The sequence below is a fragment of the Flavobacterium sp. RSSB_23 genome (genome assembly GCF_051547145.1).
Classification (GTDB): domain Bacteria; phylum Bacteroidota; class Bacteroidia; order Flavobacteriales; family Flavobacteriaceae; genus Flavobacterium.
On the sequence record NZ_JBPTTO010000001.1, the window covers coordinates 126,909 to 150,476 of the forward strand.

The 23,568-nt window shown below is 34.6% G+C and carries 22 protein-coding genes; 8 read left to right on the plus strand and 14 right to left on the minus strand.

From position 1 onward, the window contains the following. Nucleotides 1-31: 31 nt before the first annotated feature. The 4 genes from ACSVH9_RS00620 to ACSVH9_RS00635 form a co-directional block, all read right to left on the minus strand. Nucleotides 32-1,879, minus strand: coding sequence for an ABC transporter ATP-binding protein (locus ACSVH9_RS00620; RefSeq protein ID WP_438062023.1), 1,848 nt, complete (start codon nt 1,877-1,879; stop codon nt 32-34). Between the two features lie 77 nt (nt 1,880-1,956). Further along, a complete protein-coding gene (locus tag ACSVH9_RS00625) occupies nt 1,957-3,684 on the minus strand; it encodes a phospho-sugar mutase (protein ID WP_438062024.1) in 1,728 nt (575 codons plus the stop codon). A gap of 56 nt (nt 3,685-3,740) precedes the next feature. Next, nucleotides 3,741-4,697: a glycosyltransferase family 2 protein gene (locus tag ACSVH9_RS00630; protein ID WP_438062025.1), complete on the minus strand. Its 957-nt coding sequence runs from the start codon at nt 4,695-4,697 to the stop codon at nt 3,741-3,743. A gap of 9 nt (nt 4,698-4,706) precedes the next feature. Next, complete coding sequence (locus ACSVH9_RS00635) at nt 4,707-5,240, minus strand: DUF4199 domain-containing protein (protein WP_438062026.1); 534 nt, start codon at nt 5,238-5,240, stop codon at nt 4,707-4,709. A gap of 242 nt (nt 5,241-5,482) precedes the next feature. Here ACSVH9_RS00635 and ACSVH9_RS00640 point away from each other — a divergent pair, with 242 nt between their 5' ends. The 3 genes from ACSVH9_RS00640 to ACSVH9_RS00650 all read left to right on the plus strand — a co-directional run bounded on the left by ACSVH9_RS00640 (nt 5,483) and on the right by ACSVH9_RS00650 (nt 8,872). Continuing rightward, nucleotides 5,483-5,734, plus strand: coding sequence for a type B 50S ribosomal protein L31 (locus ACSVH9_RS00640; protein WP_159682559.1), 252 nt, complete (start codon nt 5,483-5,485; stop codon nt 5,732-5,734). Between the two features lie 151 nt (nt 5,735-5,885). Beyond that, a complete protein-coding gene (locus tag ACSVH9_RS00645) occupies nt 5,886-7,061 on the plus strand; it encodes a GlmU family protein (RefSeq protein WP_438062027.1) in 1,176 nt (391 codons plus the stop codon). Between the two features lie 173 nt (nt 7,062-7,234). Beyond that, complete coding sequence (locus ACSVH9_RS00650) at nt 7,235-8,872, plus strand: ABC-F family ATP-binding cassette domain-containing protein (protein WP_438062028.1); 1,638 nt, start codon at nt 7,235-7,237, stop codon at nt 8,870-8,872. A 54-nt stretch (nt 8,873-8,926) separates the two neighbouring features. Here the strand turns inward: ACSVH9_RS00650 and ACSVH9_RS00655 are convergent, their stop codons facing one another. The 3 genes from ACSVH9_RS00655 to ACSVH9_RS00665 are packed head-to-tail and all read right to left on the minus strand — an operon-like array spanning nt 8,927 to nt 12,472. Further along, nucleotides 8,927-10,084, minus strand: a complete 1,158-nt coding sequence (locus ACSVH9_RS00655) for an ABC transporter permease (RefSeq protein ID WP_438062029.1) — start codon at nt 10,082-10,084, stop codon at nt 8,927-8,929. Between the two features lie 2 nt (nt 10,085-10,086). Then, nucleotides 10,087-11,040, minus strand: coding sequence for an HlyD family secretion protein (locus ACSVH9_RS00660; RefSeq protein ID WP_438062030.1), 954 nt, complete (start codon nt 11,038-11,040; stop codon nt 10,087-10,089). Nucleotides 11,041-11,071: 31 nt separating this feature from the next. Continuing rightward, on the minus strand, nt 11,072-12,472 hold the full coding sequence (locus ACSVH9_RS00665) for a TolC family protein (RefSeq protein ID WP_438062031.1): 1,401 nt from the start codon (nt 12,470-12,472) through the stop codon (nt 11,072-11,074). A gap of 156 nt (nt 12,473-12,628) precedes the next feature. On the opposite strand from ACSVH9_RS00665, the gene ACSVH9_RS00670 reads away from it, so the two are divergent. Beyond that, nucleotides 12,629-13,756: a hypothetical protein gene (locus ACSVH9_RS00670; RefSeq protein ID WP_438062032.1), complete on the plus strand. Its 1,128-nt coding sequence runs from the start codon at nt 12,629-12,631 to the stop codon at nt 13,754-13,756. Between the two features lie 36 nt (nt 13,757-13,792). Here ACSVH9_RS00670 and ACSVH9_RS00675 read toward each other — a convergent pair whose 3' ends face one another. Continuing rightward, nucleotides 13,793-14,077 carry a GNAT family N-acetyltransferase gene (locus ACSVH9_RS00675; RefSeq protein WP_438062033.1) on the minus strand — a complete coding sequence of 95 codons (285 nt, stop codon included), beginning with the start codon at nt 14,075-14,077 and terminating at the stop codon, nt 13,793-13,795. A 243-nt stretch (nt 14,078-14,320) separates the two neighbouring features. Here ACSVH9_RS00675 and ACSVH9_RS00680 point away from each other — a divergent pair, with 243 nt between their 5' ends. Beyond that, nucleotides 14,321-14,995 carry an alpha/beta fold hydrolase gene (locus ACSVH9_RS00680; protein ID WP_438062034.1) on the plus strand — a complete coding sequence of 225 codons (675 nt, stop codon included), beginning with the start codon at nt 14,321-14,323 and terminating at the stop codon, nt 14,993-14,995. 40 nt (nt 14,996-15,035) lie between these two features. On the opposite strand, the gene ACSVH9_RS00685 is transcribed toward ACSVH9_RS00680, so the two are convergent. Next, complete coding sequence (locus ACSVH9_RS00685) at nt 15,036-15,551, minus strand: DUF2892 domain-containing protein (protein WP_438062035.1); 516 nt, start codon at nt 15,549-15,551, stop codon at nt 15,036-15,038. 168 nt (nt 15,552-15,719) lie between these two features. Here ACSVH9_RS00685 and rpmH point away from each other — a divergent pair, with 168 nt between their 5' ends. Then, nucleotides 15,720-15,881, plus strand: a complete 162-nt coding sequence (gene rpmH, locus ACSVH9_RS00690; protein WP_008464848.1) for a 50S ribosomal protein L34 — start codon at nt 15,720-15,722, stop codon at nt 15,879-15,881. 123 nt (nt 15,882-16,004) lie between these two features. Beyond that, nucleotides 16,005-18,857: a carbamoyl-phosphate synthase large subunit gene (gene carB / locus ACSVH9_RS00695; protein ID WP_438062036.1), complete on the plus strand. Its 2,853-nt coding sequence runs from the start codon at nt 16,005-16,007 to the stop codon at nt 18,855-18,857. Between the two features lie 102 nt (nt 18,858-18,959). Here the strand turns inward: carB and ACSVH9_RS00700 are convergent, their stop codons facing one another. The 5 genes from ACSVH9_RS00700 to ACSVH9_RS00720 are packed head-to-tail and all read right to left on the minus strand — an operon-like array spanning nt 18,960 to nt 22,424. Further along, a complete protein-coding gene (locus ACSVH9_RS00700) occupies nt 18,960-19,805 on the minus strand; it encodes a sulfurtransferase (protein ID WP_438062037.1) in 846 nt (281 codons plus the stop codon). 9 nt (nt 19,806-19,814) lie between these two features. Beyond that, nucleotides 19,815-20,468, minus strand: coding sequence for a hypothetical protein (locus ACSVH9_RS00705; RefSeq protein WP_438062038.1), 654 nt, complete (start codon nt 20,466-20,468; stop codon nt 19,815-19,817). Then, nucleotides 20,458-21,096 carry a CatB-related O-acetyltransferase gene (locus ACSVH9_RS00710; protein WP_438062039.1) on the minus strand — a complete coding sequence of 213 codons (639 nt, stop codon included), beginning with the start codon at nt 21,094-21,096 and terminating at the stop codon, nt 20,458-20,460. Before ACSVH9_RS00710 ends, ACSVH9_RS00705 begins: the two co-directional genes overlap by 11 nt. 34 nt (nt 21,097-21,130) lie before the next feature. Beyond that, nucleotides 21,131-22,018, minus strand: a complete 888-nt coding sequence (locus tag ACSVH9_RS00715; RefSeq protein WP_438062040.1) for a dienelactone hydrolase family protein — start codon at nt 22,016-22,018, stop codon at nt 21,131-21,133. Nucleotides 22,019-22,046: 28 nt separating this feature from the next. Further along, complete coding sequence (locus tag ACSVH9_RS00720) at nt 22,047-22,424, minus strand: hypothetical protein (RefSeq protein ID WP_438062041.1); 378 nt, start codon at nt 22,422-22,424, stop codon at nt 22,047-22,049. Between the two features lie 140 nt (nt 22,425-22,564). Here ACSVH9_RS00720 and ACSVH9_RS00725 point away from each other — a divergent pair, with 140 nt between their 5' ends. Next, on the plus strand, nt 22,565-23,524 hold the full coding sequence (locus tag ACSVH9_RS00725) for an ion channel (RefSeq protein WP_438062042.1): 960 nt from the start codon (nt 22,565-22,567) through the stop codon (nt 23,522-23,524). Nucleotides 23,525-23,568 lie beyond the last annotated feature (44 nt).

Here is a 23,568-nt window from a genome sequence, read left to right on the forward strand (position 1 = left end):
AATCTAGTTTAAAGATACAAATCATTTTAGACTATTCAAGGGATTGCATGGTTACTAATTTGTTATAAGTGCCTTCAAGAGCAATCAATTCTTCGTGAGTACCTTGCTCAACTATTTTTCCTTTTTTCATTACTACAATGACATCTGCTTTTTGAATAGTAGAAAGTCGATGTGCAATAACAATAGAAGTTCTGTTTTGCATCATGTTTTCTAAGGCAACCTGAACAAATTTTTCGCTTTCAGTATCCAATGCTGATGTTGCTTCATCAAGAATCATGATTGGGGGATTTTTTAGCACTGCTCTTGCGATAGACAAACGTTGCTTTTGTCCTCCAGATAATTTATTACCGCTATCGCCAATATTGGTATGAATTCCATTAGGAAGGTCCTTTACAAATTCATAGGCATTCGCAATTTTAAGAGCTTCAATTATTTCTTCGTCAGTGGCGTTTTGTTTGCCAAGTGCAATATTGGCTTTAATCGTGTCATTGAACAAAATACTGTCTTGGGTAACCAGACCAATCAGACTTCTCAAAGAATGTAAATCAAAATCTTTAATGTCATGATTATCTATAGCAATGGTTCCTTCATTTACATCATAAAAACGAGTGAGTAAATTGGCAATCGTACTTTTTCCACTTCCCGATTGTCCTACCAAGGCCACTGTTTGCCCTTTTTTTACTTCTAAAGTGAAATTTTTCAAAACGTTCTCGTCTTCATATCTGAAGTTGATGTTTTTGATAGCGATACTGCTTTCAAATGTGTGTTTTTGAATAGCATTTTCTTTTGAAGTGATTTCGTTTTCAACTTCTAAAACGTCAAAAACTCTTTGTGCTGCAGCCAATCCACCTTTTACTTGATAGGATGCTTTTGAAATAGCCTTAGCTGGAGTTAGGATGTTGTATGCAAGTCCCATATATGCTAAGAATTTTGCTCCATCTAATAAAGCTTTTCCATTAGGAAGTTTATCGGTTAAAACCATTTGGCCTCCAAACCAAAGCAAAACACAAATTGTGATAATTCCTAGGAATTCACTCAAAGGTGTTGCTAAATTATTTTTCTTTCCTATGCTGTTGGATAAGTTTAAAATACGAGAAACAGAGTTGTTGAATTTGTCTTGAAAACTTTGCTCTGCATTATAGCTTTTAACTACTTTAAGACCAGATAATGATTCTTCTACAATAGAAATTAAATATCCGTTCTCTGCTTGTACTCTTTCAGATTTTGTTCTCAGCGATTTTCCTATTTTAGAAATCAAGATTCCGGCAACAGGAATAAAAATAAATACGAATATTGTTAACTTAAAACTAATAGAAATCATTGCAATCAATGTGAAAATGATTGTCATTGGTTCTTTTACTATAAGTTCTAAGATAGAGAAGAAGGAATTTTGAACCTCGTTTACATCACCAAGCATTCTTGCCATTATATCTCCTTTTCTTTTCTCAGAATAGTAGGATACTGGCAAATTTATAATTTTTACGTACATAGCATTCCTTAGGTCTTTTAGAACGCCATTCTTTAAATGCAATAAATGATTCGAAGCAAGGAAGTTAAATAGGTTTTTGAATAAAAAAGTAATGATTACAATTCCAATAACCAAGATGAGGGCAAACTGAGGTCCGTTTTGTTCCGATAGCAAAGTGATATAGTAATACAGGTATTCCTTCGCATATTTTGTGATTTCAAAGATAGAAGTGTAAACGGGTTTTTGTGTTACTTTTTCAGAAGTGTCAAATAACACATTCATCATTGGTATTAAGGCAATGAACGACAGGGTGCTGAACAATGCGTATAGGATATTAAAAATTACATTCCATATTACATGCGAACGATATGGGGTTGTAAAAGGAATTATTTTTTTGAAATTGTCGTCCATCGGGATAAGTTTTAGGCATCAAGACCCGATTAGGACTATGTCTTATCGGGTCTATCAGAAAAATAGGTGTATTTGTATTAGTTCAATTGCATTGCTGCAATAATGTTTTTTATTTTTTGATTTAAAATGTTTTCTACGGCATCAAAATCGGTAGCTGTTTCTAAATCGGCATTTACACTGATGTAAAATTTAATTTTAGGCTCGGTTCCACTTGGTCTAGCGCAAATTTTTGAACCATCTTCAGTATAATATATAAGTACATTTGATTTTGGAATATCCATAGTCAATTCTTCGCCAGACAACAAATTTTTAGCAACTGAAGATTGATAATCTTCTACCATAATTACACGTTGACCGTTGATTTCTTTTAAAGGATTTTCACGAAGATCAATCATCATTTGATTAATGGCTTGTAAACCGTCCATTCCTTTTTTGGTTAGCGAAACTAAATGTTCTTTGTAAAAACCGTGATCTGCATAAAGATTGATTAACTCTTTGTAAACGGAGCTGCCGCTTGCTTTTGCTTGTGCAGCCACTTCACAAATTAGAAGCGTTGCAGCCACGGCATCTTTATCTCTAACGGCATCGCCTACCATAAAACCAAAACTTTCTTCTCCACCACCAATGAATTGTAGTTCAGGGAAATCTTTAATCATTTTGGCAATCCATTTGAATCCAGTCAAACCTACTTTGCATTCCACACCGTAGGCTGTAGCAAGTTCCATCATCATTGGAGTTGAAACTATAGTTGACCCAACAAATTGTTTGCCGTTAATTTTTCCAGCTTGTTTCCATTTTTCTAATAAGAATGCGGTCATCAAAATCATCGTTTGATTTCCGTTTAACAAGACCATTTTTCCATCGTTATTTCGCACAGCAACACCAAGACGATCACAATCAGGATCTGTACCTACTACGATATCTGCATTTGTTTTGTCAGCTAATGCCAATGCCATTGTTAGCGCTTCTGGTTCTTCTGGATTTGGTGACTTTACGGTTGGGAAATCGCCATTTGGTTCAGCTTGTTCCTCTACAATATGCACATTTGGATATCCTGCTTTGGAAAGTGTTTCAGGAATAACTGTTATAGAAGTTCCGTGTAATGAGGTGAAAACAATGTTTAAATTCTCTTTAGCAGTTGCTGGAGTATTAAAGCTTGCATTTTCTATAGAGGATTGTATGAATGCTTGATCAATTTCTGTATCTATAAAATGAATTAAGTCTTCGTTAGCCGTGAAATTAATTTCATCATATTTCAGATTCTCAATCACATTGATGATTTCTCCGTCTTGAGGAGGAACGATTTGTCCGCCATCTTGCCAATATACTTTGTATCCATTGTATTCTGGAGGATTGTGAGACGCAGTTAGCACAATTCCACAATGACAGTTCAGGTGTTTTAAGGCAAAAGACAATTCTGGTGTAGGACGTAAATCTGAAAAAAGGAACACTTCGATTCCGTTGGCAGAAAATACATCTGCTACAACTTTTGCTAACGTTTTACTATTGTGACGACAGTCAAAAGCAATGGCTGCTTTTATTTGCTCACCTGGAAAAACGCTTTTTAAGTAATTGGACAAACCTTGGGTACTTTTTCCTAAAGTATATTTATTAATTCGGTTGTCGCCAACTCCCATAACACCTCGCATTCCTCCAGTTCCAAACTCTAAGTTCTTGTAGAAACTTTCTTCCAAGTCTTTTGGAGCTGTTGTCATTAATTCTCTTACAGCGTCTTGTGTAGCTGAGTCAAATGTTGGAGTAAGCCATACATTTAATGCGTCTAGGATATTTTGAGGAATGTACATTTTATATTGATTTTATATGAAACAATAAATTGTGTTTAGATTGTAATGATATATAGTTATAAATTGATTTGATTCGAAATTTTATATCGCGCTTCATTGTTTTTTGTCCTTAGTATAATCTCGCCAAGGAAGCCAGCAAGAAACAATTGTGTTCCTAAAACCATTGTTGTTAAGGCGATATAAAACCAAGGATTATTGGTGACCAAAGTGTATTTCATATCGTTATACATATGATACAATTTGGAGATTCCGATGTAAGCTGCAGCTATAAAGCCGATAATAAACATTAAAGAGCCTATTGCGCCAAAAAGATGCATAGGTCTTTTGCCAAAACGAGATAAAAACCAGATGGTAATCAAATCCAGAAAACCATTAATGAAACGGTTCATACCAAATTTGGTTTCTCCGTATTTTCTAGCTTGATGTTGTACAACTTTTTCTCCAATTTTTCCAAAACCAGCATTTTTAGCCAAAACTGGAATATATCGGTGCATTTCGCCAGAAACTTCAATGTTTTTGACTACTACATTTTTATAGGCTTTTAATCCGCAGTTGAAATCATTCAGTTCTACGCCTGATGTTTTTCTAGCGGCCCAATTGAATAATTTGGAAGGAAGATTTTTGGCTACAACCGAGTCGTAGCGTTTCTTTTTCCAACCCGAAACCAAGTCATATTTTTGTTCGGTAATCATGTTGTATAACCCCGGAATTTCGTCAGGACTATCTTGTAAATCGGCATCCATAGTGATGATTACGTCACCTTTGGCTTGAGCAAATCCAGCATGTAACGCTTGTGATTTGCCGAAGTTTTTCATAAAACGAATCCCTTTTACGTTGGGATTTGTTGTAGCGAAATTTTCAATAATGGTCCAAGAATTGTCGGTACTTCCGTCGTCCAAGAAAAGGATTTCATAGGAGTAGTTATTGGATTGCATCACTTTTAGAATCCAAGTGTACAATTCTTGTAAGGATTCCTCTTCGTTAAGAAGCGGTATTAGGATAGTTAAATTCATTTAATTGTTTTATTCTTGAGAAGATCTTCTAGTTTTGAAAAAGGCTGCCATAATAAGACCAAATATGCAACTGATAAGTAGATTGAAAAAATAACCTTTCAATTGTGAATCTATATCAAATTGACTATTTTCTTTCATTCCTTTTATTGTTTCGTTAATTGCAGACGCAGGAGTATTGAATTTTTGCATCATCGAAACAGTATATTTTATAGTAAGTTCGTTCAAAGTTTCTTTTGCGGAAGGATCAATAAAATTCCATAATACAATATTAAATAGTGTAGAAATCAAAAGACCAATTGCTGCATAAATGAAATAAGTTGTAAATGCATCCTTAAACGAAAAATCGGACTGTATTTCTTTTTTTGTTTTTGATAAAAGTATAATGGATAACGTTAATGAAATTACAATAATTACAAGTGTAATCCACCATTTAAGGAATAAATTTAAATCTATTGCATATATGATTGAAATAATCATACATGAAACAATTCCATTAATTACTCCAAAAGTAACTCCATTCTTTTTTATAATTTCATTGATCATATAGGTTCGGTTTTTAATTAATCCACAAATATAAGAATTCTCCAATTTAAAGTGGATTAAAAAATGTTTTTTAGCCAAATGCAAAAAAAAAGCAACAATGGTTTGTATATCTAAAAATAAGTGTAAATTTGCACACTCAAAAATAATAGTGTAAATAAAAAGTTATAAGATGTTTATACCTTTTCATTCAGAAGAAAAGCTGCAAAACAGATTATAATTGAACCAATAAAAAAAGATTTAAGATGAAAAAAGGTATTCACCCAGAAAATTACAGATTAGTTGCTTTTAAAGACATGTCAAATGAGGATGTTTTTATTACTAAATCTACAGCTGAAACAAAAGAAACAATTATTCACGAAGGTGTTGAATATCCAGTAGTGAAAATGGAGATTTCTAGAACTTCTCACCCTTTTTACACAGGTAAATCTAAACTTATCGATACTGCAGGACGTATTGATAAATTCAAAACTAAATACGCAAAACACGTTAAATAATTTTAACTCGTTTTTAAATACAATAAAGCCTTTCTTTTAGAGAGGCTTTTTTTGTTTGCGCTTTGTTTGGATAGAATTTATACCATAAAATGATTTAACTTTGTGCGTGATAACCAAATCGAAAAAGAAACAATAGCCAAATCAATTTTTTATGAATTACATTCTTTTTGACGGTCCCGCTCGAAATGCTTTGTTGCCGTTTACCTTTACCCGACCCGTTGCAGATATTCTGGTGGGTATTATGACCATTCGTCAAAAATGGGAATTGCATCTCGGGTCGACAACTACTACTTTAACCGAAGAATATTTGTCTGATAAATACCCAATGGTGGAATTAGAAGGCAATGTTATGATTAACGCCTCTTTTTTGCCTAATGCAATTTTAGCAGAATTGGTAAGTAACTTAGAGCCCAATCAAGCCATTTTCAAGAAAGACGAAATCATTGCTTTTTACACTTCAGAAAATCAAGAAGAAGTAGATTTTGATACTTATGAAATTATAGAATACAACGACGATTGTATCACTATTGAAAATACTTGGGACATTTTTTCTAAAAATGATGTTGCTATCAGAGAAGATTTTGAGCTTTTAACCCAAGACAGACGTTCTCAACCAATTCCCAAGAGTGTAAACGTAATTGCACCCGAAAATGTATTTATTGAGGAAGGTGCCAAATTAGAATACGTAACCTTAAATGCCTTCTCAGGTCCTATTTATATTGGAAGAGATACCGAGATTATGGAAGGTTCTGTGATTCGTGGTCCTTTTGCGCTTTGCGATAATGCTCAAGTTAAAATGGCTTCCAAAATTTATGGGGCAACCACTGTTGGGCCTTATTCTAGAGTAGGTGGAGAGGTGAAAAATGTAGTGATTTTTGCTTATTCTAATAAAGGACACGATGGTTTTTTAGGAGACTCAGTATTAGGAGAGTGGTGTAACATTGGAGCGGATAGTAACAATTCAAATCTTAAAAACAACTATGAAGAAGTTCGTTTGTGGAGCTATCAAACGGAAGGTTTTGCTAAAACAGGGCTTCAGTTTTGTGGTTTAATGATGGGCGACCATAGTAAGTGTGGTATCAATACTATGTTCAATACCGGAACTGTAGTAGGAGTTAGTGCCAATATTTTTGGCAGTGGGTTTCCTAGAAATTTTGTACCTAGTTTTTCTTGGGGAGGAGCTTCTGGTTTTACCACTTATTTGACTAAAAAGGCTTTTGAAACTGCCAAGTTGGTGATGTCTCGTAGAAATATTGTTTTTGATGAAAAGGAAGCAGCAATTTTGGAGCACGTTTTTGAAGTAACTAAAAAGTATCGCAAAGAATAGACGATGCTTTAGTAATTATAGGATATACCTCTTCGTTTTGAAGAGGTATTTTTTTTGCAGTTAATGGGGTTACCAATTGCGCAATTCTTTATTTAAACTATCTTTGCACCTTCAAAATTTTGGCGTTCGAAATCATCTGATTTTTAACCTCTAACCTTTTATTTTTAAAATTAATGATTACAGTAAACGATATTGCCGTTGAATTTGGTGGCACAACTCTTTTTAGCGAAGTTACATTTGCTATCAATGAAACTGATAAAATTGCCCTTATGGGTAAAAATGGAGCAGGAAAATCTACTTTGTTAAAGATAGTTGCTGGTGCAAACAAACCTACTCGTGGTGTGATTTCAGCTCCAAGTGATGCGGTGGTAGCTTATTTGCCACAACATTTATTGACGGAAGATAATTGTACTGTAATGGAAGAGACATCCAAAGCTTTTGCGGGTGTTTTGAATATGAAAAAAGAAATCGACGATATCAATGAACAATTAACGATTCGCACGGATTATGAAAGTGATGAGTATATGAAGTTGATTGAAAGAGTTTCAGAATTATCGGAGAAGTATTATTCTATTGAAGAGGTTAATTATGAAGCTGAAGTCGAAAAAATATTAAAAGGTTTAGGTTTTGAAAGAGAAGATTTCAATCGTCCAACAAAAGAGTTTTCTGGTGGTTGGAGAATGCGAATTGAATTGGCCAAAATCCTTTTAACAAAACCTGATTTGATTCTACTCGATGAGCCAACCAATCACTTGGATATGGATAGTATCGAATGGTTGGAAGACTTTTTGATTAATCAAGCCAAAGCGGTAATGGTAATTTCCCACGATAGAGCTTTTGTAGATAATATTACAAACCGAACTATCGAAGTGACAATGGGTAGAATTTACGACTACAAAGCCAAATATTCTCACTATTTAGAGTTGCGAAAAGAAAGACGTGTTCACCAGCAAAAAGCATACGATGAGCAACAAAAGTTTATTGCAGATAATCAAGCATTCATTGAGCGTTTTCGTGGTACTTTTTCTAAAACTGATGCGGTACAATCTCGTGTGAGAATGTTAGAAAAAATTGTTCCAATTGAAGTAGATGAAATTGATACTTCGGCTTTACGATTGAAATTCCCACCGTCGGTTCGTTCGGGACAATATCCAGTTATTGTTAAAGATTTGGAAAAATCGTATGGCGATAAGTTGATTTTTAAAGATGCCAATTTAGTAATTGAGCGTGGACAAAAAGTGGCTTTCGTAGGTAAAAATGGTGAAGGTAAATCTACGATGATTAAAGCCATTATGAAAGAAATTGAAATTAATGGAGGTTCTGTAGAAGTTGGACACAATGCTCAAATTGGTTATTTTGCTCAAAATCAAGCCGCAATGTTGGATGAAAACGCAACCATATTTGAAACCATTGATAGGATTGCAGTGGGCGATGTTCGAACTCAAATAAAAAATATTCTTGGCGCGTTTATGTTTCAAGGAGATGATATTCAAAAGAAAGTAAAAGTGCTTTCTGGGGGAGAAAAAACGCGTTTGGCAATGATTAAATTGTTATTAGAACCCGTAAATCTTCTAATTCTGGATGAGCCTTCCAATCACTTGGATATGAAAACTAAAGATATTATTAAAGATGCGTTGCGTGATTTTGACGGAACTTTAATTCTAGTTTCGCACGACAGGGATTTCCTTGACGGATTAGCTACAAAAGTTTTTGAATTTGGAAATAAACGTGTAGTAGAACATTTTGAAGACATCAAAGGTTTCCTTGCTCATAAAAAAATGGACAGTATGCGAGAAATCGAAAAGAAATAATTTACTTTTTCTGGAGTAATCAAAAAGGCAAGTGGTTCATTCACTTGCCTTTTTTTATGCTGATTTTAGTGCTTTTTTACTTTTGAAATACAAGGCTAGATAAGATAATATGGCGCAAATTACTCCGATTAAAATCATATTAAAAATGGGGCTTTTTACCTGAGATAAAGTACCTTCTTCAATAATAAGGACTCGAAAAGCCTTTAAAAAGTGGGTTAAAGGAATAATATTGGCGATTCCTTGAACCCAATTGGGCATTTGACTTAAAGGCCAACTAAAACCACTCAATATGAAACTAGGAGTAGCGATAACCATTAAGATTTCGGTGGCTTTAAGTTGACTAGGAATCAAGATGCTCACTAGAATCCCAATGAATGAGACCGAGAGAATAAAAATTCCCGCTACAAAAGTGAGTTCTGGAAGATTTTCGAAAAAAGGTATTCGGAAATAAAAGGTAAAAAACCAATAGATAAGCCAGACTCCAAAACTCATAACAAAATAGGGAATGATTTTAATGCTCATCATTTGGATAATCGAATTGCTTTTTTGAACCAAATGGGTAAAAGTGCCATTTTCGAATTCTGATGCAAAAGATAAGGCCAGAGCCAATAACATTACTTGTTGCAACACGGCCGATAAAACGCCGGGCCATAAATAATACATATAGTTAGTGCTTCGATTGTATTTTTTTAAGAAAGTTGTTTTGAAAGGTTCGTATTGTGAAGAAATTAATTTTTCAGGAACGCCTTGTTTTCGTAAGGTTTCCATCTGAACTCCCGCTTTTAGGGTGCCTAAACAAACTTGTATGGCGGTCGAGGCATAATTTGCGGTCAAAATATTCGCGGTATTGACTATAGTGGTTATTTCAGGATATTTTTTGGTAAACACCATTTTTTGAAAATCCTTTGGTATGATGACTACCGCGTTTGCTTCTTGGTCAATAGCTATTTTCTCAATATCATTTTGGTCATACAACACCTTGGAAACATAGATTACTTCATCATCATTGAACATTTCGATGGCTTTGGCGCTCATTTCCGTTTGGTCATAATCAATTACTAATATTGGTAATTCGGTTACTTTTCCTTTGCCGTACACATATCCTAATAAAATGGCATACAAGAGAGGTGCGCCAATAAAAAGCATACGCAATACGCTATTTTGCCAAAACAATTGAAATTCTCTTTTTAATAGGGAAAAGAAATTTTGCATAGTTATAAAGATAAAGTTGCAGTCGTTTTAGAAATCAAATCTTTTGTGTCTTGAATTTGGATAGGCGTGATTTTGATTTCAAACAAACTTTCTTGCATTTCATAATCAGGATAAGCAGTGGCGATATTTCCGTACGAACTTAACTGTTTTACAGTGGTGATTTTTCCTTTGATAGATTGTTTGCTGTAAGGAATGTTAACCTCTACTTCTTGTCCTTTTTTGAGTTGGTTTAACTTACTTTCTGCGATTGTAAATCTGAAATAAGTGCTGTTTTTTATAAATCCATTGAATAGAGTATAACCTGGTAGCGCTAATTCTCCTAGATTCAAAGTTATGGTTTCGATACTCATATCTTGAGGTGCAATTACAAATCGCTCTTTGTTGGCTGTTTCTACTTCCTGCAAGGCTCCGTAAGCACGCTCTTGTTGTCCTAATGCCATTTCTTGTTGTTCTTTTCGGGCGCCTTTTTTAGCATCGTCTAATTCGGCTTGAACGGCGTTGTATTGCGCTAAAGCTCCTTGATATTTAGCAAAAGTTTCGTCATAGGTTTGTTGTGGAATCAAAGAGTCTTTTAGCATATTGTTCAAGCGTCGAATTGATTTTTGCGCAAATTGATATTGCTCTTTTAAAGCCATTAGTTTGGCTTCTAGTTGTTTGATTTGATTGTCTGTAGCTCCTTTTACTGCCATATTGTATTGGGCTTTGGCTGAAAAAACAGCTCCTTCGGCCTGACTTTTTTTAGCATCTACTTCAGGAATATCTAGGATGGCTAGGGTATCACCTTTTTGCACAACATCTCCTTCTTTTACCAATAGGCGAATAATTTTGCCTGGTACTTTGCTAACAATAGCAATTTGTTCGTTTTCTACTTTGCCTTGAAGTAGCTCTTTGTTTTTAGGTCGGTTACAACTTGAGCATAATAGTAAGGCGAGGAATAGTATCAGTATATTTTTCATCTTTAGCTATATTTTTTGGATAGAATCTGATTTATTGTTTGTTGAGTTGTTTGGTAAGGTCGCCAGTGGCTATTATAGTTTCTATAGCGGCCAAACGTTGGTCAATTAAAGTATTGATTTTGTTTACTGCACTTTTAAAACAATCATTTTCGGCTTCTAATCGTTCAGAGACAGAGATGAGTCCTTGTGTGTATTGTTTCGAAGCAAGATTTAAATTGTTTTTTGCTATTTTTTCTTGTTGGTAGGCGATTTCTAATTTTTTATTCAAAACTGAGTAATTTACCCAATTGTTTTCTAGCAGTAATGCTAGTTTCTCTTTGGTGTCATCTATTTGATTTTGTAGTTGATGGATGTTTATTTTGGCTTCGTGAATTTTGTGTTGTCTTTCAAAACCAGTAAAAAGTTCCCATTTTACGGCGGCACCAACCATCCAATTGTTGCTAATGGTTAATTCATTGAGTCCTAAGTAAAGCGCTTGATTAACTCCTGTGATTACTGGAGTAGTGGCTCTAGCATCGAATAAACTCGAATAGGAGACTCCGCCAAAAGCACCAATTGTGGGTAGGTAGGTGCCTTTTTCTTTTTTTAATAAAAACTCATAAGCTGTTTTGAAAGATTCAAGAGCTTTGATTTCTTGTTTGTTTTCAGTGTTTAATTGGTTGTTTATGATTAGGTAGGGCTCTAATTCATAAGTGACCATATTAGTTTGAGAGGCCGAGTAGCCAGTTAGATAGGTGATTTTTTTATAAATCAATTCTCTTTTTCCGTCAAGCTCCACTTTTTTTGACTGCAATTCTAAAGCAGCAAGCTTTATTTTGTCTCTGTCATAGGGAACTGCTAGGCCTTGTTCAATTGCTTTTTGCACTCTTTTGGCTTCGTTTTGAAGGCGATTGTTGCTGTCTTTGATTAAGGTGTCAATGGCTTTCAAAAGCGACAATTGGTCAAACGTGTTGATAACCTCTTTGATGATTTGGTCTTTTTCGGAATCTTTTAGGTATTGTGTTCCTTTGGTTTTTTCTTTGATTGCTTTGGCGCCATTAGGGATTTGCATACCACTAAACAAGACTGTTTTTGCCATAATGCTACCGTTGAAAATATTGCCATAATTATCGAAGGGCGTTTTTCCATCAAAAAGCGGATAATTGATTATTGGAATTTGTGTGGTAGGTAAATCGACAGTAAGTTTATTGTCGAAATAGGAATAAATGGCGCTGGCTTCAACAGTTGGAATGTACTTATTCCATATTCCTTTTTCCTGTAAATTCAATTTTTCAATTTCTAGTTCTTTGTTTTTTTGTGAGAGACTTTTTTCTAAAGCTTTATTAATTGCTTCGTCTAAAGTTGTTGAGGTTTTTATTTGTCCCCAAGAAATGGAGATTGTAAAAAGAAAAACTATAAACCAATGTATAGGATAGTGGGTACTTCTTTTCATAGTTAATCGCTAAATAGATTGAAAACTAATTTTCAAAATGTTTGTTGTTTTAAAAGTACAAAAAATTAACTATTTAGCTGTCAATTTTTTATTTGTTATTAAACCTTTTGCAATTTTGTTTATCTTAGAGGTATATTAATGGTAAAAAAAGTATATATGAAAAATGTATTGCCTTATTTGATACTTCTTTTAATAAGTTGTTTTAGTATTTCAACCTATGCGCAATCCAACGATGAGCCTGAAGCATTAGGGCTGCCTGGAGATAATTTGAATTTGTATGCAGTTTTAGATGTTTTTCAAAAATCAAAAACGTTGGAGGATTTTGAGAAAGCGATTAATGATGAAGAGGGCAAAATCAACAATCTTGATTTGAACAACGATAATACTATTGATTATATTCAAGTGGTGAGTGAGAAAAAAGGAGATTCTTACTTTGTTGTTTTGCAAGTAGCAGTCAGTTCATCTGAAAAACAAGATGTGGCAGTTGTTGAGGTAACCAAAGATAAAAAAGGACAAGTATTGGTTCAAATCATTGGTGACGAAGAATTATACGGTAAAGATTATATTGTTGAACCAGCAGAAGTAGCCAAAGTTTCGGGTACTCCGAATCCAGGCTATAAGGGCGAAGGAACGGTTATAATTAACAATAATACGACCAACAATTATAATACGAATAGTGGACCAACGGTTAGTGCTTGGCCAGTAGTAGTGTATTTGTTTTCTCCACTGTTTATTCCTTGGCGTTCTCCTTGGTATTGGGGCTATTATCCGCCTTACTGGAGACCTTGGCGCCCAGTTTATTATCACAGTTATTGGGGCTATCATAGTCATTATTATGGTAACCATTATTATCATAGAACGGTAATTGTTCGTAATCCTGGTCACAGAGTGTATTACTCTAATCGAAGAACTACTTCGGTTGTGGTAAGAAACAATAGAGTAAATGGAAATTATAGAGCGACTTATGATGGAAGAACGTATAGAAAACCTGTTTCTCCATCAGTTAGGCCATCAACGAATCGTCCTGCGACACGACCAACAACAAGGCCGACAACGCGACCTACAAACGCTAACAACAATATGAGTCGTCCGTCTACAAGACCTTCTGATAGATTGCCGTCAACCTCTAGACCTACAACTCCTAATGTTAGACCAAGTACTCCAATGACGCGTCCAAGTGCTCCAGCATCAAGGCCAACAACACGACCTGCAACACGACCTGCTGCTAGACCCGCCGCTAGACCTGCATCGGGAAATATGTCTAATAGAGGGGGAAGAAATTAGTTGAATTATAAAAGCTACCTGAAAAGGTAGCTTTTTTTATAGACGAATACCTGGAGGTAGAAGTTCTTTGTAGGATGGATTTTTTTTAAAAAAGAGAACTATTTTAGGCAAGATTGGTACGGCTTTCAAATTGCGTTCGCTAATATTGTCTAGGATTGCTTTGAAAAATTGCTGAATTATTTCTTCATCAGAAAATGAATCGGGGGCATTGAATTTTGTTAAAAATATCTTTTTCTCTTGAAAGGAATATTCAACGATTAAAAGTCCTTCAGGAACAATGGTTTCAAATTGTCTTGCAAAAATATTGTCTTTAACTTCCATTGATGAGATTGTTTTTCAGAAATTTGGATTGAAACATATGATTATTCTTTTGTGGTTAAAGAATATTATTTCGCAAAGGTAAGGAATTGATAATCAATAAATAGTGAATGTGTGATGTTTCTTGAGGTTCTTTTTTTGTTTTTTAAAGAAACGAAACTAAAGAAAGTTGATTATTATTTTTAAAGGATGACTTGTCTTTGTATTTTTAAAACTAATTTTAGCTTGTATTAGATTTGAAATATAATGAGTAAAATCCCTGTTTATTTTATGCCAGGTTTGGCGGCCAGTTCTGCTATTTTTGAACGAATTGATTTGCCTGAGGAGCAATTTGAAGTCATTTTGTTAGAATGGGAGATTCCCTTGGCCAACGAAACGCTTTCTGAATATGCTAGGCGAATGAGTACCAAAGTTATTCATACAAACCCAGTATTGATTGGGGTTTCTTTTGGGGGTATTTTGGTTCAAGAAATGGCAGCTTTTTTGAATCCATTTCGTTTAATCATCATTTCGAGTGTTAAGAGCAATTTAGAATTTCCTAGACGAATGAAAGTTGCCAAAACTACCAAGGCTTACAAATTGATTCCTACGAGTTTGATTTTGAATGTAGAGAATTTAGCTAAATTTTCTTTTGGTGAAAAAATAAAAAGCCGACTCAAATTGTATGAAAAATTCCTTTCGGTTCGAGATATAAGCTATTTAGATTGGGCTATAGAACAGGTGATTCTTTGGGAACGAACAGAGGTTGATGCAAAAGTGATTCACGTTCACGGGGATGAAGATGATGTGTTCCCTATAAAATATATTTCAAATGCAATTGTAGTACCTGGTGGAAATCACGCGATGATTTTGTTTAGATTCCGATGGTTGAACGAGCATTTACCAGAATTAATTCTTACTGGAACTAAAAAAGGCGATTAACTTTATCAGTCAATCGCCTTTTATAAATAGGATGTAGCAATTAGATTTTTTTCATTTGCTCTTTCATCAAAGTAATTTGTTCTTTCAACATATTTTGTTTGTCTAACTTTTTTGCTTCATTCAATAAGTTAGTGGCTTCTAATTTTCTTCTTCTAGAAAGAGCAATTCCCGCTAGGTTTAATTTGGCTACTGCCAAATCCATATCCATAGAAAGTCCTAATTCGATAGCTTTTTTGAAGAACTTTTCAGCTTGGTTGATATTAGTTTGTGAAACCATAATCCCGTGAAGGTAATTAAAGTATCCTTGTTGTTTTCTAACCAAAGCTGTTTCAGGATTTTTGATATACGCTAACCATTTTTGAGCACCAGGAAAATCTTGTTTTCTTAATTTTAAAAAGGCAAGTAAAATAAATTCATTTTTATAATAAAGAAAAATAGGGAAGGCGCTAAGGAATAATAGGAAAATTCCGTTTCCAATATTAGATTCTGTAAATTGCCAAATTCCTGCAATGATGATTAATGCAGCTAAGATAAGTTTGATATTTCTGTGAAACATAATAGGTGTTAAATTTAGATTGCAAAGATAGTAAAAGGAATTAAAAATATTTTTATAAAACTACTTGCTAGAAAAAAAAGTCTTTGTATATTTGCACTCGGTTTTGGAATAAGGGTTAGTCCAAACAAAATAAAGATACATAAACAAGATTTTTAAAGATACAAAGCAATGAGCAAAAGAACATTTCAACCATCGAAAAGAAAAAGAAGAAATAAACACGGATTTATGGACAGAATGGCGTCTGCGAATGGAAGAAAAGTTCTAGCGCGTAGAAGAGCTAAAGGAAGACATAAATTGACTGTTTCTAGCGAACCTAGACACAAAAAATAATGTTTTCATAAACATCATAAAGGCGTTACTTATTGTTAGTATCGCCTTTTTTTATACCCAAACGCGACTTGCGTAGATTAGTTTCCTCGGAATAAGTACAATAACAACACAATCCCATACAAAATGCCAAAAGACACATCGATAAAATCCGTTTTAATAATAGGTTCAGGACCTATTGTAATTGGTCAAGCTTGCGAATTTGATTATGCAGGTTCGCAATCGGCACGCTCTATTCGTGAAGAAGGAATAGAAGTTATTCTTATCAATTCGAATCCAGCTACAATTATGACGGATCCTTCTATGGCGGATCACGTTTATCTAAAACCTTTAACTACAAAATCTATTATTGAAATTCTTAAAGCACATCCACAAATTGATGCTGTTTTGCCTACAATGGGAGGTCAAACAGCTTTGAATTTATGTTTGGAGGCTGATGAAAAAGGAATATGGGATGATTTTGGGGTAAAAATGATTGGTGTTGATGTAAATGCAATCAACATCACCGAAGATAGAGAGCAGTTCAAACAACTGCTTCAAAAGATTAATGTTCCTACGGCTCCTGCTAAAACAGCAACTTCTTTTCTTGAGGGTAAAGAAATTGCTCAAGAATTTGGCTTTCCGTTAGTAATTCGTCCATCGTTTACTTTAGGAGGAACTGGAGCAGCTTTTGTGCATACTAAAGAAGAATTTGACGAAAAACTAACCTATGGTTTAGAAATGTCACCAATTCACGAAGTATTGATTGATAAAGCGCTGCTAGGTTGGAAAGAATATGAGTTGGAGCTTTTAAGAGATAAAAATGACAACGTAGTAATCATTTGTTCAATCGAGAATATGGATCCAATGGGAATCCATACGGGAGACTCGATTACAGTTGCTCCAGCGATGACTTTATCGGATACTACTTTCCAAAAAATGCGTGATATGGCCATCTTAATGATGCGTTCTATCGGAAATTTTGCTGGAGGTTGTAACGTACAGTTTGCGGTTTCTCCTGATGAAAAAGAAGATATCGTTGCTATCGAAATCAACCCTCGTGTATCTCGTTCTTCTGCTTTAGCTTCTAAGGCTACAGGATATCCAATTGCTAAAATTGCTTCGAAATTGGCTTTGGGCTACAACTTAGATGAATTGCAAAATCAAATTACAAAATCTACATCAGCTTTATTTGAGCCAACTTTGGATTATGTAATTGTAAAAATACCACGTTGGAATTTTGATAAATTCGAAGGTTCTGATAGAACGTTAGGACTTCAAATGAAATCTGTAGGTGAGGTAATGGGAATTGGACGTTCGTTTCAAGAAGCCTTACACAAAGCCACCCAGTCATTAGAAATCAAACGTAATGGATTAGGTGCTGACGGAAAAGGGTATACGAATTACGAGCAAATTATCGAGAAATTAACCTTTGCTAGTTGGGACCGTGTTTTCGTAATTTATGATGCTATTGCAATGGGAATTCCGTTGAGTCGTATTCACGAAATTACCAAAATCGATATGTGGTTCTTAAAACAATACGAAGAACTTTATAGCTTAGAAAAAGAGATTTCTAATTATAAAGTAGACACTTTGTCAAGAGAATTGCTTCTTGAAGCGAAGCAAAAAGGCTTTGCCGACAGACAAATTGCCCATATGATGGGTTGCTTAGAGAGTCAAGTACACGAGTTGAGAGAAAAAATGAACATTAATCGTGTGTTCAAATTGGTTGATACTTGTGCGGCTGAGTTTAAAGCACAAACACCATATTACTATTCTACTTTTGAGGCCGAAATAGAAAAAGCCAATGGAGAGCGTTATGTTGATAATGAAAGTATAGTTACAGATAAAAAGAAGATTGTTGTTCTTGGGTCAGGACCAAACCGAATTGGTCAAGGAATTGAGTTTGATTACTCTTGTGTACACGGTGTTTTAGCAGCCAAAGAATGTGGTTACGAAACGATTATGATTAATTGTAATCCAGAAACGGTTTCTACCGATTTTGATACTGCGGATAAATTGTATTTCGAACCTGTTTTCTGGGAACATATTTATGATATCATCAAACACGAAAAACCAGAAGGTGTTATCGTGCAGTTAGGAGGGCAAACAGCTTTGAAATTAGCTGAAAAACTTTCTAAATATGGTATAAAAATTATTGGAACTAGTTTTGAAGCTTTGGATTTAGCAGAAGATAGAGGACGTTTCTCTGATCTTTTGACTGAATTAGAAATTCCTTTCCCTCAGTTTGGAATTGCAGAGACTGCTGATGAAGCTTCGGCTTTAGCGGATAAATTAGATTTTCCATTGTTGATTCGTCCATCTTATGTATTGGGTGGTCAAGGAATGAAAATTGTAATCAACAAACAAGAGTTAGAAGAACACGTAATCAACTTGTTGAAGTCTATTCCAGGTAATAAATTACTGTTAGACCATTACCTAGCAGGAGCTATTGAAGCTGAGGCAGATGCGATTTGTGATGGTGAAAATGTGTACATCATTGGAATTATGGAACACATTGAGCCTTGTGGAGTACACTCTGGTGATAGTAATGCTACTTTGCCTCCTTTTAATTTAGGGGAATTTGTAATGCAACAAATTAAAGACCATACTAAGAAAATTGCCTTGGCATTGAAAACGGTAGGATTAATCAATATTCAGTTTGCGATAAAAGATGATATGGTTTACATAATCGAAGCAAATCCTAGAGCTTCTAGAACGGTACCATTTATTGCAAAAGCTTATGGTGAACCTTACGTGAATTATGCTACTAAGGTGATGCTTGGAGTAAATAAAGTAACTGATTTTGATTTTAATCCACAGTTAAAAGGATATGCTATCAAACAACCAGTTTTCTCATTTAGTAAGTTCAAAAATGTAAACAAAGCTTTAGGGCCAGAAATGAAATCTACTGGTGAGAGCATTTTGTTTATTGATGACTTGAAAGACGACCAATTCTATGAATTATATTCTAGAAGAAAAATGTACTTGAGTAAATAAACTCAAACTAATTGATAGAAAAAGCCCCTATTTGGGGCTTTTTTCGTGTTTGATAATTATTATAGAGGGTTTTGTTTTTGTTTCAAATGAAATACCCAGCTTTTATTGGTTCGTAGCTATTGGTTTGTTGTTTCTGCTCCATTCACTCCAAGAACCTACATACAATTTGGGTATAGTAAAACCAGCAGAATACATTGTTAGTAAAGTATGGCAGGCTGTAATTCCCGACCCACAATGAACAATGGTATCCTCTGTAGAAGATTTATCCAGGATGGCATTGTATTTTTCTTTTACTACCTCTGGAGCTAAAAACAAACCATTCTCATTTAGGTTTTCAGTAAAAGGAAAGTTGATGGCACCTGGAATATGACCTGCAATTAAGTCAATGGGCTCGCTTTCTCCGTTATAGCGATAAGCTTCTCTAACATCTATTATTTTATGTGAAGGAAGTTGTGCTGCATTTTCAACTTCATCAATCGAAGCCAAAGGCCATTGCCAGGTTGTACAAGGGTATTTTTCTGTTTTTGCTATAGAAACGGGTTCTGAATTTACAGGGATACCTATTTTTTCTGCTGCTTGAATTCCGCCATTAAGGACTTGTACTTTTTCGTGACCAATAGCACGTAGCATCCACCAAAAACGAGCGGCTGCATTAGCTCCATTTTTATCGTCATAAACTACTACCCAAGTTTGAGGAGTTATTCCTAAATCTCCTAAAGTTTTTGAAAAATCTTCAATGCTAGGTAATGGGTGTCTACCTCCAATGGCGACATCAGTTTCGATAGTGGCCAATTGTGTATTAGCATCTGCAAAAATGGCTCCTTCCAAATGTTTGCTTTCATAATTAAGTCTAGTGTTTGGACCGTTGCTAGCATCAACCAAAAGGATGTTTTCGGTTTTGTAAATAGTTAGTAGCTCTGTGGCATTTATAATTGGGGATATTGACATATTCAATTTTTAGTTGGTTTCAAAAGATTTTTTCAAACTATAGTATAATAACATTCCCGTAATTTCATTGGTGTAGTTTATGGAGGCACTAAACAAATGATTATTGATGAAAGTGTTATAGATTTCTTGTGTTAATACAAGCCTGTCATTTTTAGCATTGTAGAGTCTAATCGTTATTTTGTAGAATTGGCGAGGTCCTAACTTTAGATTTGAAGCCTTTATTTCGGATTTGAGTTCTTTTATTTTAGTATAGGTATTGGTTAATAATTGCACCGAAAAATCCTTGTGTTCTTCCAAAGTTACTTTTTTATCTCCTTTAAGTGATTCGTAACTTGAACTGAAATAGTTGTATTTATTTCTTTCAAAACCAATCAAGATAGGAGGTTTGGAATGGATAACTGTGCTTTCTGGAGCATTGTTTTTGATAAAAGTATAGCCTTTATTTTGAAGTTCATCTGCTGTTTTGAGTTCGGTTACTTTGAATCCTTCAGGTATAGCAATTTTCCAATCGAATAGATTACAAATGAATACGTTGTTTTCTATTTTTCCATTGGTGACTTCTTCTATAATGATACCCTCTGGGTCAATAGTTACCACCTTTTCTTGTGAGTAAAAAAAGGAAGTAAAGCAAATAAAAAATACAAGAAGGAGTCTATTTCTCATTTGCAATAGCTTTTAAATTAGTGATACTATCTCCTGTTAGCTCAGTAACATGGGCTGTGATTTTTTCGATATCCCAATCCCACCACTTAAGTTCTAAAAGTGTTTCAATTTGTTCATCTGAGAATCTTTTTTTAATCACTTTTGAGGGGTTACCACCAACAATTGAGTAGGGAGGAATATTTTTGGTTACTGTTGTATTGGCGGCAATTATGGCACCGTCACCAATTGTTATTCCTGGTAAAATTGTAACGTTGTAACCAATCCAAACATCGTTGCCCACTATTGTATTTCCTTTGTTGGGATATGTTTTGTCTTCCATAGCATTTTGCCAATCGTGACCAAAGATTGCAAATGGATACGAACTAATGCTTTGGGTTAGATGGTTGGCTCCATTCATAATAAAAGTTACGTCAGAGGCAATCATGCAAAACTTACCAATAATCAATTTATCGCCTATAAAATCAAAGTGGTATTTAACGTTTTTTTCAAAATTAGCCACATCTTCAAAATCATCATAATAGGTGTAATCTCCAACGATAATGTTGGGATTGGTGATGATGTTTTTTAAAAAGCATAATCTTGTGTAGTTTTCGAGTGGAAATTTTTGATTTTTATTGGGGTATTGCATAGTGCTCTTGTGGTATGTCTTTTATAAATACGACTTATTTTAGATTTTTTTTGAAAAAGTCAATGGTTCTTGTCCAAGCCAATGTTGCTGCTTTTTCATCATATCTTGGCGTAGTATTGTTGTGAAAACCGTGATTGACATCTGGATAGATAAAGGCTGTATAATCAACTTTGTTTTGTTTTAAAATGGTTTCATAGGCGGGCCAACCTTCATTTACTCGAGTGTCCAAGGCTGCATATTGTATCAAAAGAGGTGCTTTTATTTTAGCAGCATCATCTGCACTTGGTTGTCCTCCGTAAAACGGAACAGCTGCACCTAATTTTGGAATGCGAACGGCCATCATGTTGGCAATCCATCCGCCAAAACAAAATCCTACCACACCTACATGACCATTACAATCTTTATGATTTTTTAAAAAGTCGTAAGCAGCAATAAAATCTTCAAGCATTTCCTCACGGGTACGTTTTTTTTGTAATTCACGACCAGCATCATCATTTCCTGGATATCCACCAAGCGGACTCAAAGCATCAGGAGCTAATGTGATAAAACCTTCTAGCGCTCCTCTTCTTCCAACGTCTTCAATGTAAGGATTTAGGCCTCTGTTTTCATGAACGACAATAATACCGGGTAGTTTTTTCTTTTTGTCAGTTGGTTTAGAAAGCAATCCTTTAATTGTTCCGCCTCCTTTTGGGGACGGATAGCTAATCATTTCTGACTGTAATCTAGGGTCATCGGCTGCTATAGTTAGAGTGTCCTTGTAATTTGGTGTCATGAAATTGAGTAGGGTAGGAACAGTCAAACTGCCCACTGCAAAAAGCGATAATTTTTCAATAAATTGCCTTCTTTCAATTTTGTTATGAGCATAATCATCGTATAAATCAAAAACTTCTTGGCTTATGTCTGCTTTGGTGATTTCTTTCATAGTTGGTTGTTTTTTGGTTATTGATGTTTTATTTGTTAAGTATCAAATCTATGACTCCTAGTGCTAAGGCGGCTCCAATATTATTGGTTCCATAAGGATTGAAGGAATCTATTTTTGTACCGCTGAAATTCATTCTGTTTTCAGGAATGTAAAATGACTTACTGTATTTTGCTTCTTGATTTTTTAAATAAAAACTATCGTTCAAACCGCTGGCGGGATTATACACATTCAACGAATAGGGTCTACTATGCGTTTTGAAACTAAAATTTGGATAAGTAAATTGGATGCTGTTGTAATTTGAAAATGCCAATTTAGGTTGAAAAGTTGCTACAGGAACGGGCATTTTGAGCTGCTGAGCATTCATTTGAGAAGTAGCAAATGCAATTATGAAAAATAATGTTCTCATAGGTAGAAGGTTTTAGCACATAAAAATAACTTTTTTTTCGTTTACATAATGAGTCATTACAAATTCTGGCGTTATTTAGTTATTTTTATTGCATTAAAATTAACTAAAATATTGTTTTTGGTATATAATCATCAAATTTTATGGCACTTTTTCAACGATTGAATTCCAAATTAACACCCATTATCAATACTGGATTTGGGACTAATGCCACTGTGAACGGAAAACGCTTTTTGGACAAGGAGGGTAGTTCTAGGGTGAAACGCTTAGGCTTAACTTTTTTTGAAAGAAATAGTTGGTACCATACGCTTTTGGATTTGCCTACTTGGAAGTTTTTAGGTTTGTTGTTGTTGTTTTACATAGGGATTAATTTTGTTTTTGCTTGTTTGTATTTCGCTATTGGCATTGAGCACTTGAATGGGATAGCGACTACTCAAAGTCAATGGGAACAGTTTGGGCAAGCTTATTTTTTTAGTGCACAAACCTTTACAACTGTAGGATATGGTCATATAAGTCCTGTTGGTTTTTTAACCAGTTCGCTCTCTGCAGCCGAAGCTTTAATTGGTCTACTAAGTTTTGCAATTGCTACAGGTTTGTTTTTCGGACGTTTTAGTAAGCCTAGAGTATATCTGAAGTTTTCGGAAAATGCGATTATAGCGCCTTATCAAGGTGGAACTGCATTAATGTTCAGAATGGCACCCTACAAAAACACTAATTATTTGGATACAGAAGTCAACGCTACATTTGGTTTGAGCATCGAAGAAAACGGCGTATTTACGAATAAGTTTTATACGTTAGATTTAGAGATTAGTAAAGTGAATACCTTAATGCTTAGTTGGACAATTGTGCATCCAATTACCGAAAAAAGCCCATTTTATCAATTTACGGCCCAAGATTTTGAAACCTTACAGGGTGAAATATTAGTTTTTATTAAAACTTTTGATGATATGTACAGCACAACTGTTGCCACAAGAACTTCTTATATTTTTAAAGAAGTTGTCTATGGCGCTAAGTTTAAACCAATGTTTGAAAGCAGTACTAAACACACGCATACTTTAATACATTTAAATCAGCTCAATGATTTTGAAAAAGTAACATTATAATTACTATTTTTTTTATTGTTTATCGAAAAAAATATTTTACTTTT

Bases quoted from the DNA above. Each gene is read 5' to 3' on its own strand.
- ACSVH9_RS00620 (WP_438062023.1), bottom strand. From the start codon at position 1,879: ATGGACGACAATTTCAAAAAAATAATTCCTTTTACAACCCCATATCGT.
- ACSVH9_RS00625 (WP_438062024.1), bottom strand. From the start codon at position 3,684: ATGTACATTCCTCAAAATATCCTAGACGCATTAAATGTATGGCTTACT.
- ACSVH9_RS00630 (WP_438062025.1), bottom strand. From the start codon at position 4,697: ATGAATTTAACTATCCTAATACCGCTTCTTAACGAAGAGGAATCCTTA.
- ACSVH9_RS00635 (WP_438062026.1), bottom strand. From the start codon at position 5,240: ATGATCAATGAAATTATAAAAAAGAATGGAGTTACTTTTGGAGTAATT.
- ACSVH9_RS00640 (WP_159682559.1), top strand. From the start codon at position 5,483: ATGAAAAAAGGTATTCACCCAGAAAATTACAGATTAGTTGCTTTTAAA.
- ACSVH9_RS00645 (WP_438062027.1), top strand. From the start codon at position 5,886: ATGAATTACATTCTTTTTGACGGTCCCGCTCGAAATGCTTTGTTGCCG.
- ACSVH9_RS00650 (WP_438062028.1), top strand. From the start codon at position 7,235: ATGATTACAGTAAACGATATTGCCGTTGAATTTGGTGGCACAACTCTT.
- ACSVH9_RS00655 (WP_438062029.1), bottom strand. From the start codon at position 10,084: ATGCAAAATTTCTTTTCCCTATTAAAAAGAGAATTTCAATTGTTTTGG.
- ACSVH9_RS00660 (WP_438062030.1), bottom strand. From the start codon at position 11,040: ATGAAAAATATACTGATACTATTCCTCGCCTTACTATTATGCTCAAGT.
- ACSVH9_RS00665 (WP_438062031.1), bottom strand. From the start codon at position 12,472: ATGAAAAGAAGTACCCACTATCCTATACATTGGTTTATAGTTTTTCTT.
- ACSVH9_RS00670 (WP_438062032.1), top strand. From the start codon at position 12,629: ATGAAAAATGTATTGCCTTATTTGATACTTCTTTTAATAAGTTGTTTT.
- ACSVH9_RS00675 (WP_438062033.1), bottom strand. From the start codon at position 14,077: ATGGAAGTTAAAGACAATATTTTTGCAAGACAATTTGAAACCATTGTT.
- ACSVH9_RS00680 (WP_438062034.1), top strand. From the start codon at position 14,321: ATGAGTAAAATCCCTGTTTATTTTATGCCAGGTTTGGCGGCCAGTTCT.
- ACSVH9_RS00685 (WP_438062035.1), bottom strand. From the start codon at position 15,551: ATGTTTCACAGAAATATCAAACTTATCTTAGCTGCATTAATCATCATT.
- rpmH (WP_008464848.1), top strand. From the start codon at position 15,720: ATGAGCAAAAGAACATTTCAACCATCGAAAAGAAAAAGAAGAAATAAA.
- carB (WP_438062036.1), top strand. From the start codon at position 16,005: ATGCCAAAAGACACATCGATAAAATCCGTTTTAATAATAGGTTCAGGA.
- ACSVH9_RS00700 (WP_438062037.1), bottom strand. From the start codon at position 19,805: ATGTCAATATCCCCAATTATAAATGCCACAGAGCTACTAACTATTTAC.
- ACSVH9_RS00705 (WP_438062038.1), bottom strand. From the start codon at position 20,468: ATGAGAAATAGACTCCTTCTTGTATTTTTTATTTGCTTTACTTCCTTT.
- ACSVH9_RS00710 (WP_438062039.1), bottom strand. From the start codon at position 21,096: ATGCAATACCCCAATAAAAATCAAAAATTTCCACTCGAAAACTACACA.
- ACSVH9_RS00715 (WP_438062040.1), bottom strand. From the start codon at position 22,018: ATGAAAGAAATCACCAAAGCAGACATAAGCCAAGAAGTTTTTGATTTA.
- ACSVH9_RS00720 (WP_438062041.1), bottom strand. From the start codon at position 22,424: ATGAGAACATTATTTTTCATAATTGCATTTGCTACTTCTCAAATGAAT.
- ACSVH9_RS00725 (WP_438062042.1), top strand. From the start codon at position 22,565: ATGGCACTTTTTCAACGATTGAATTCCAAATTAACACCCATTATCAAT.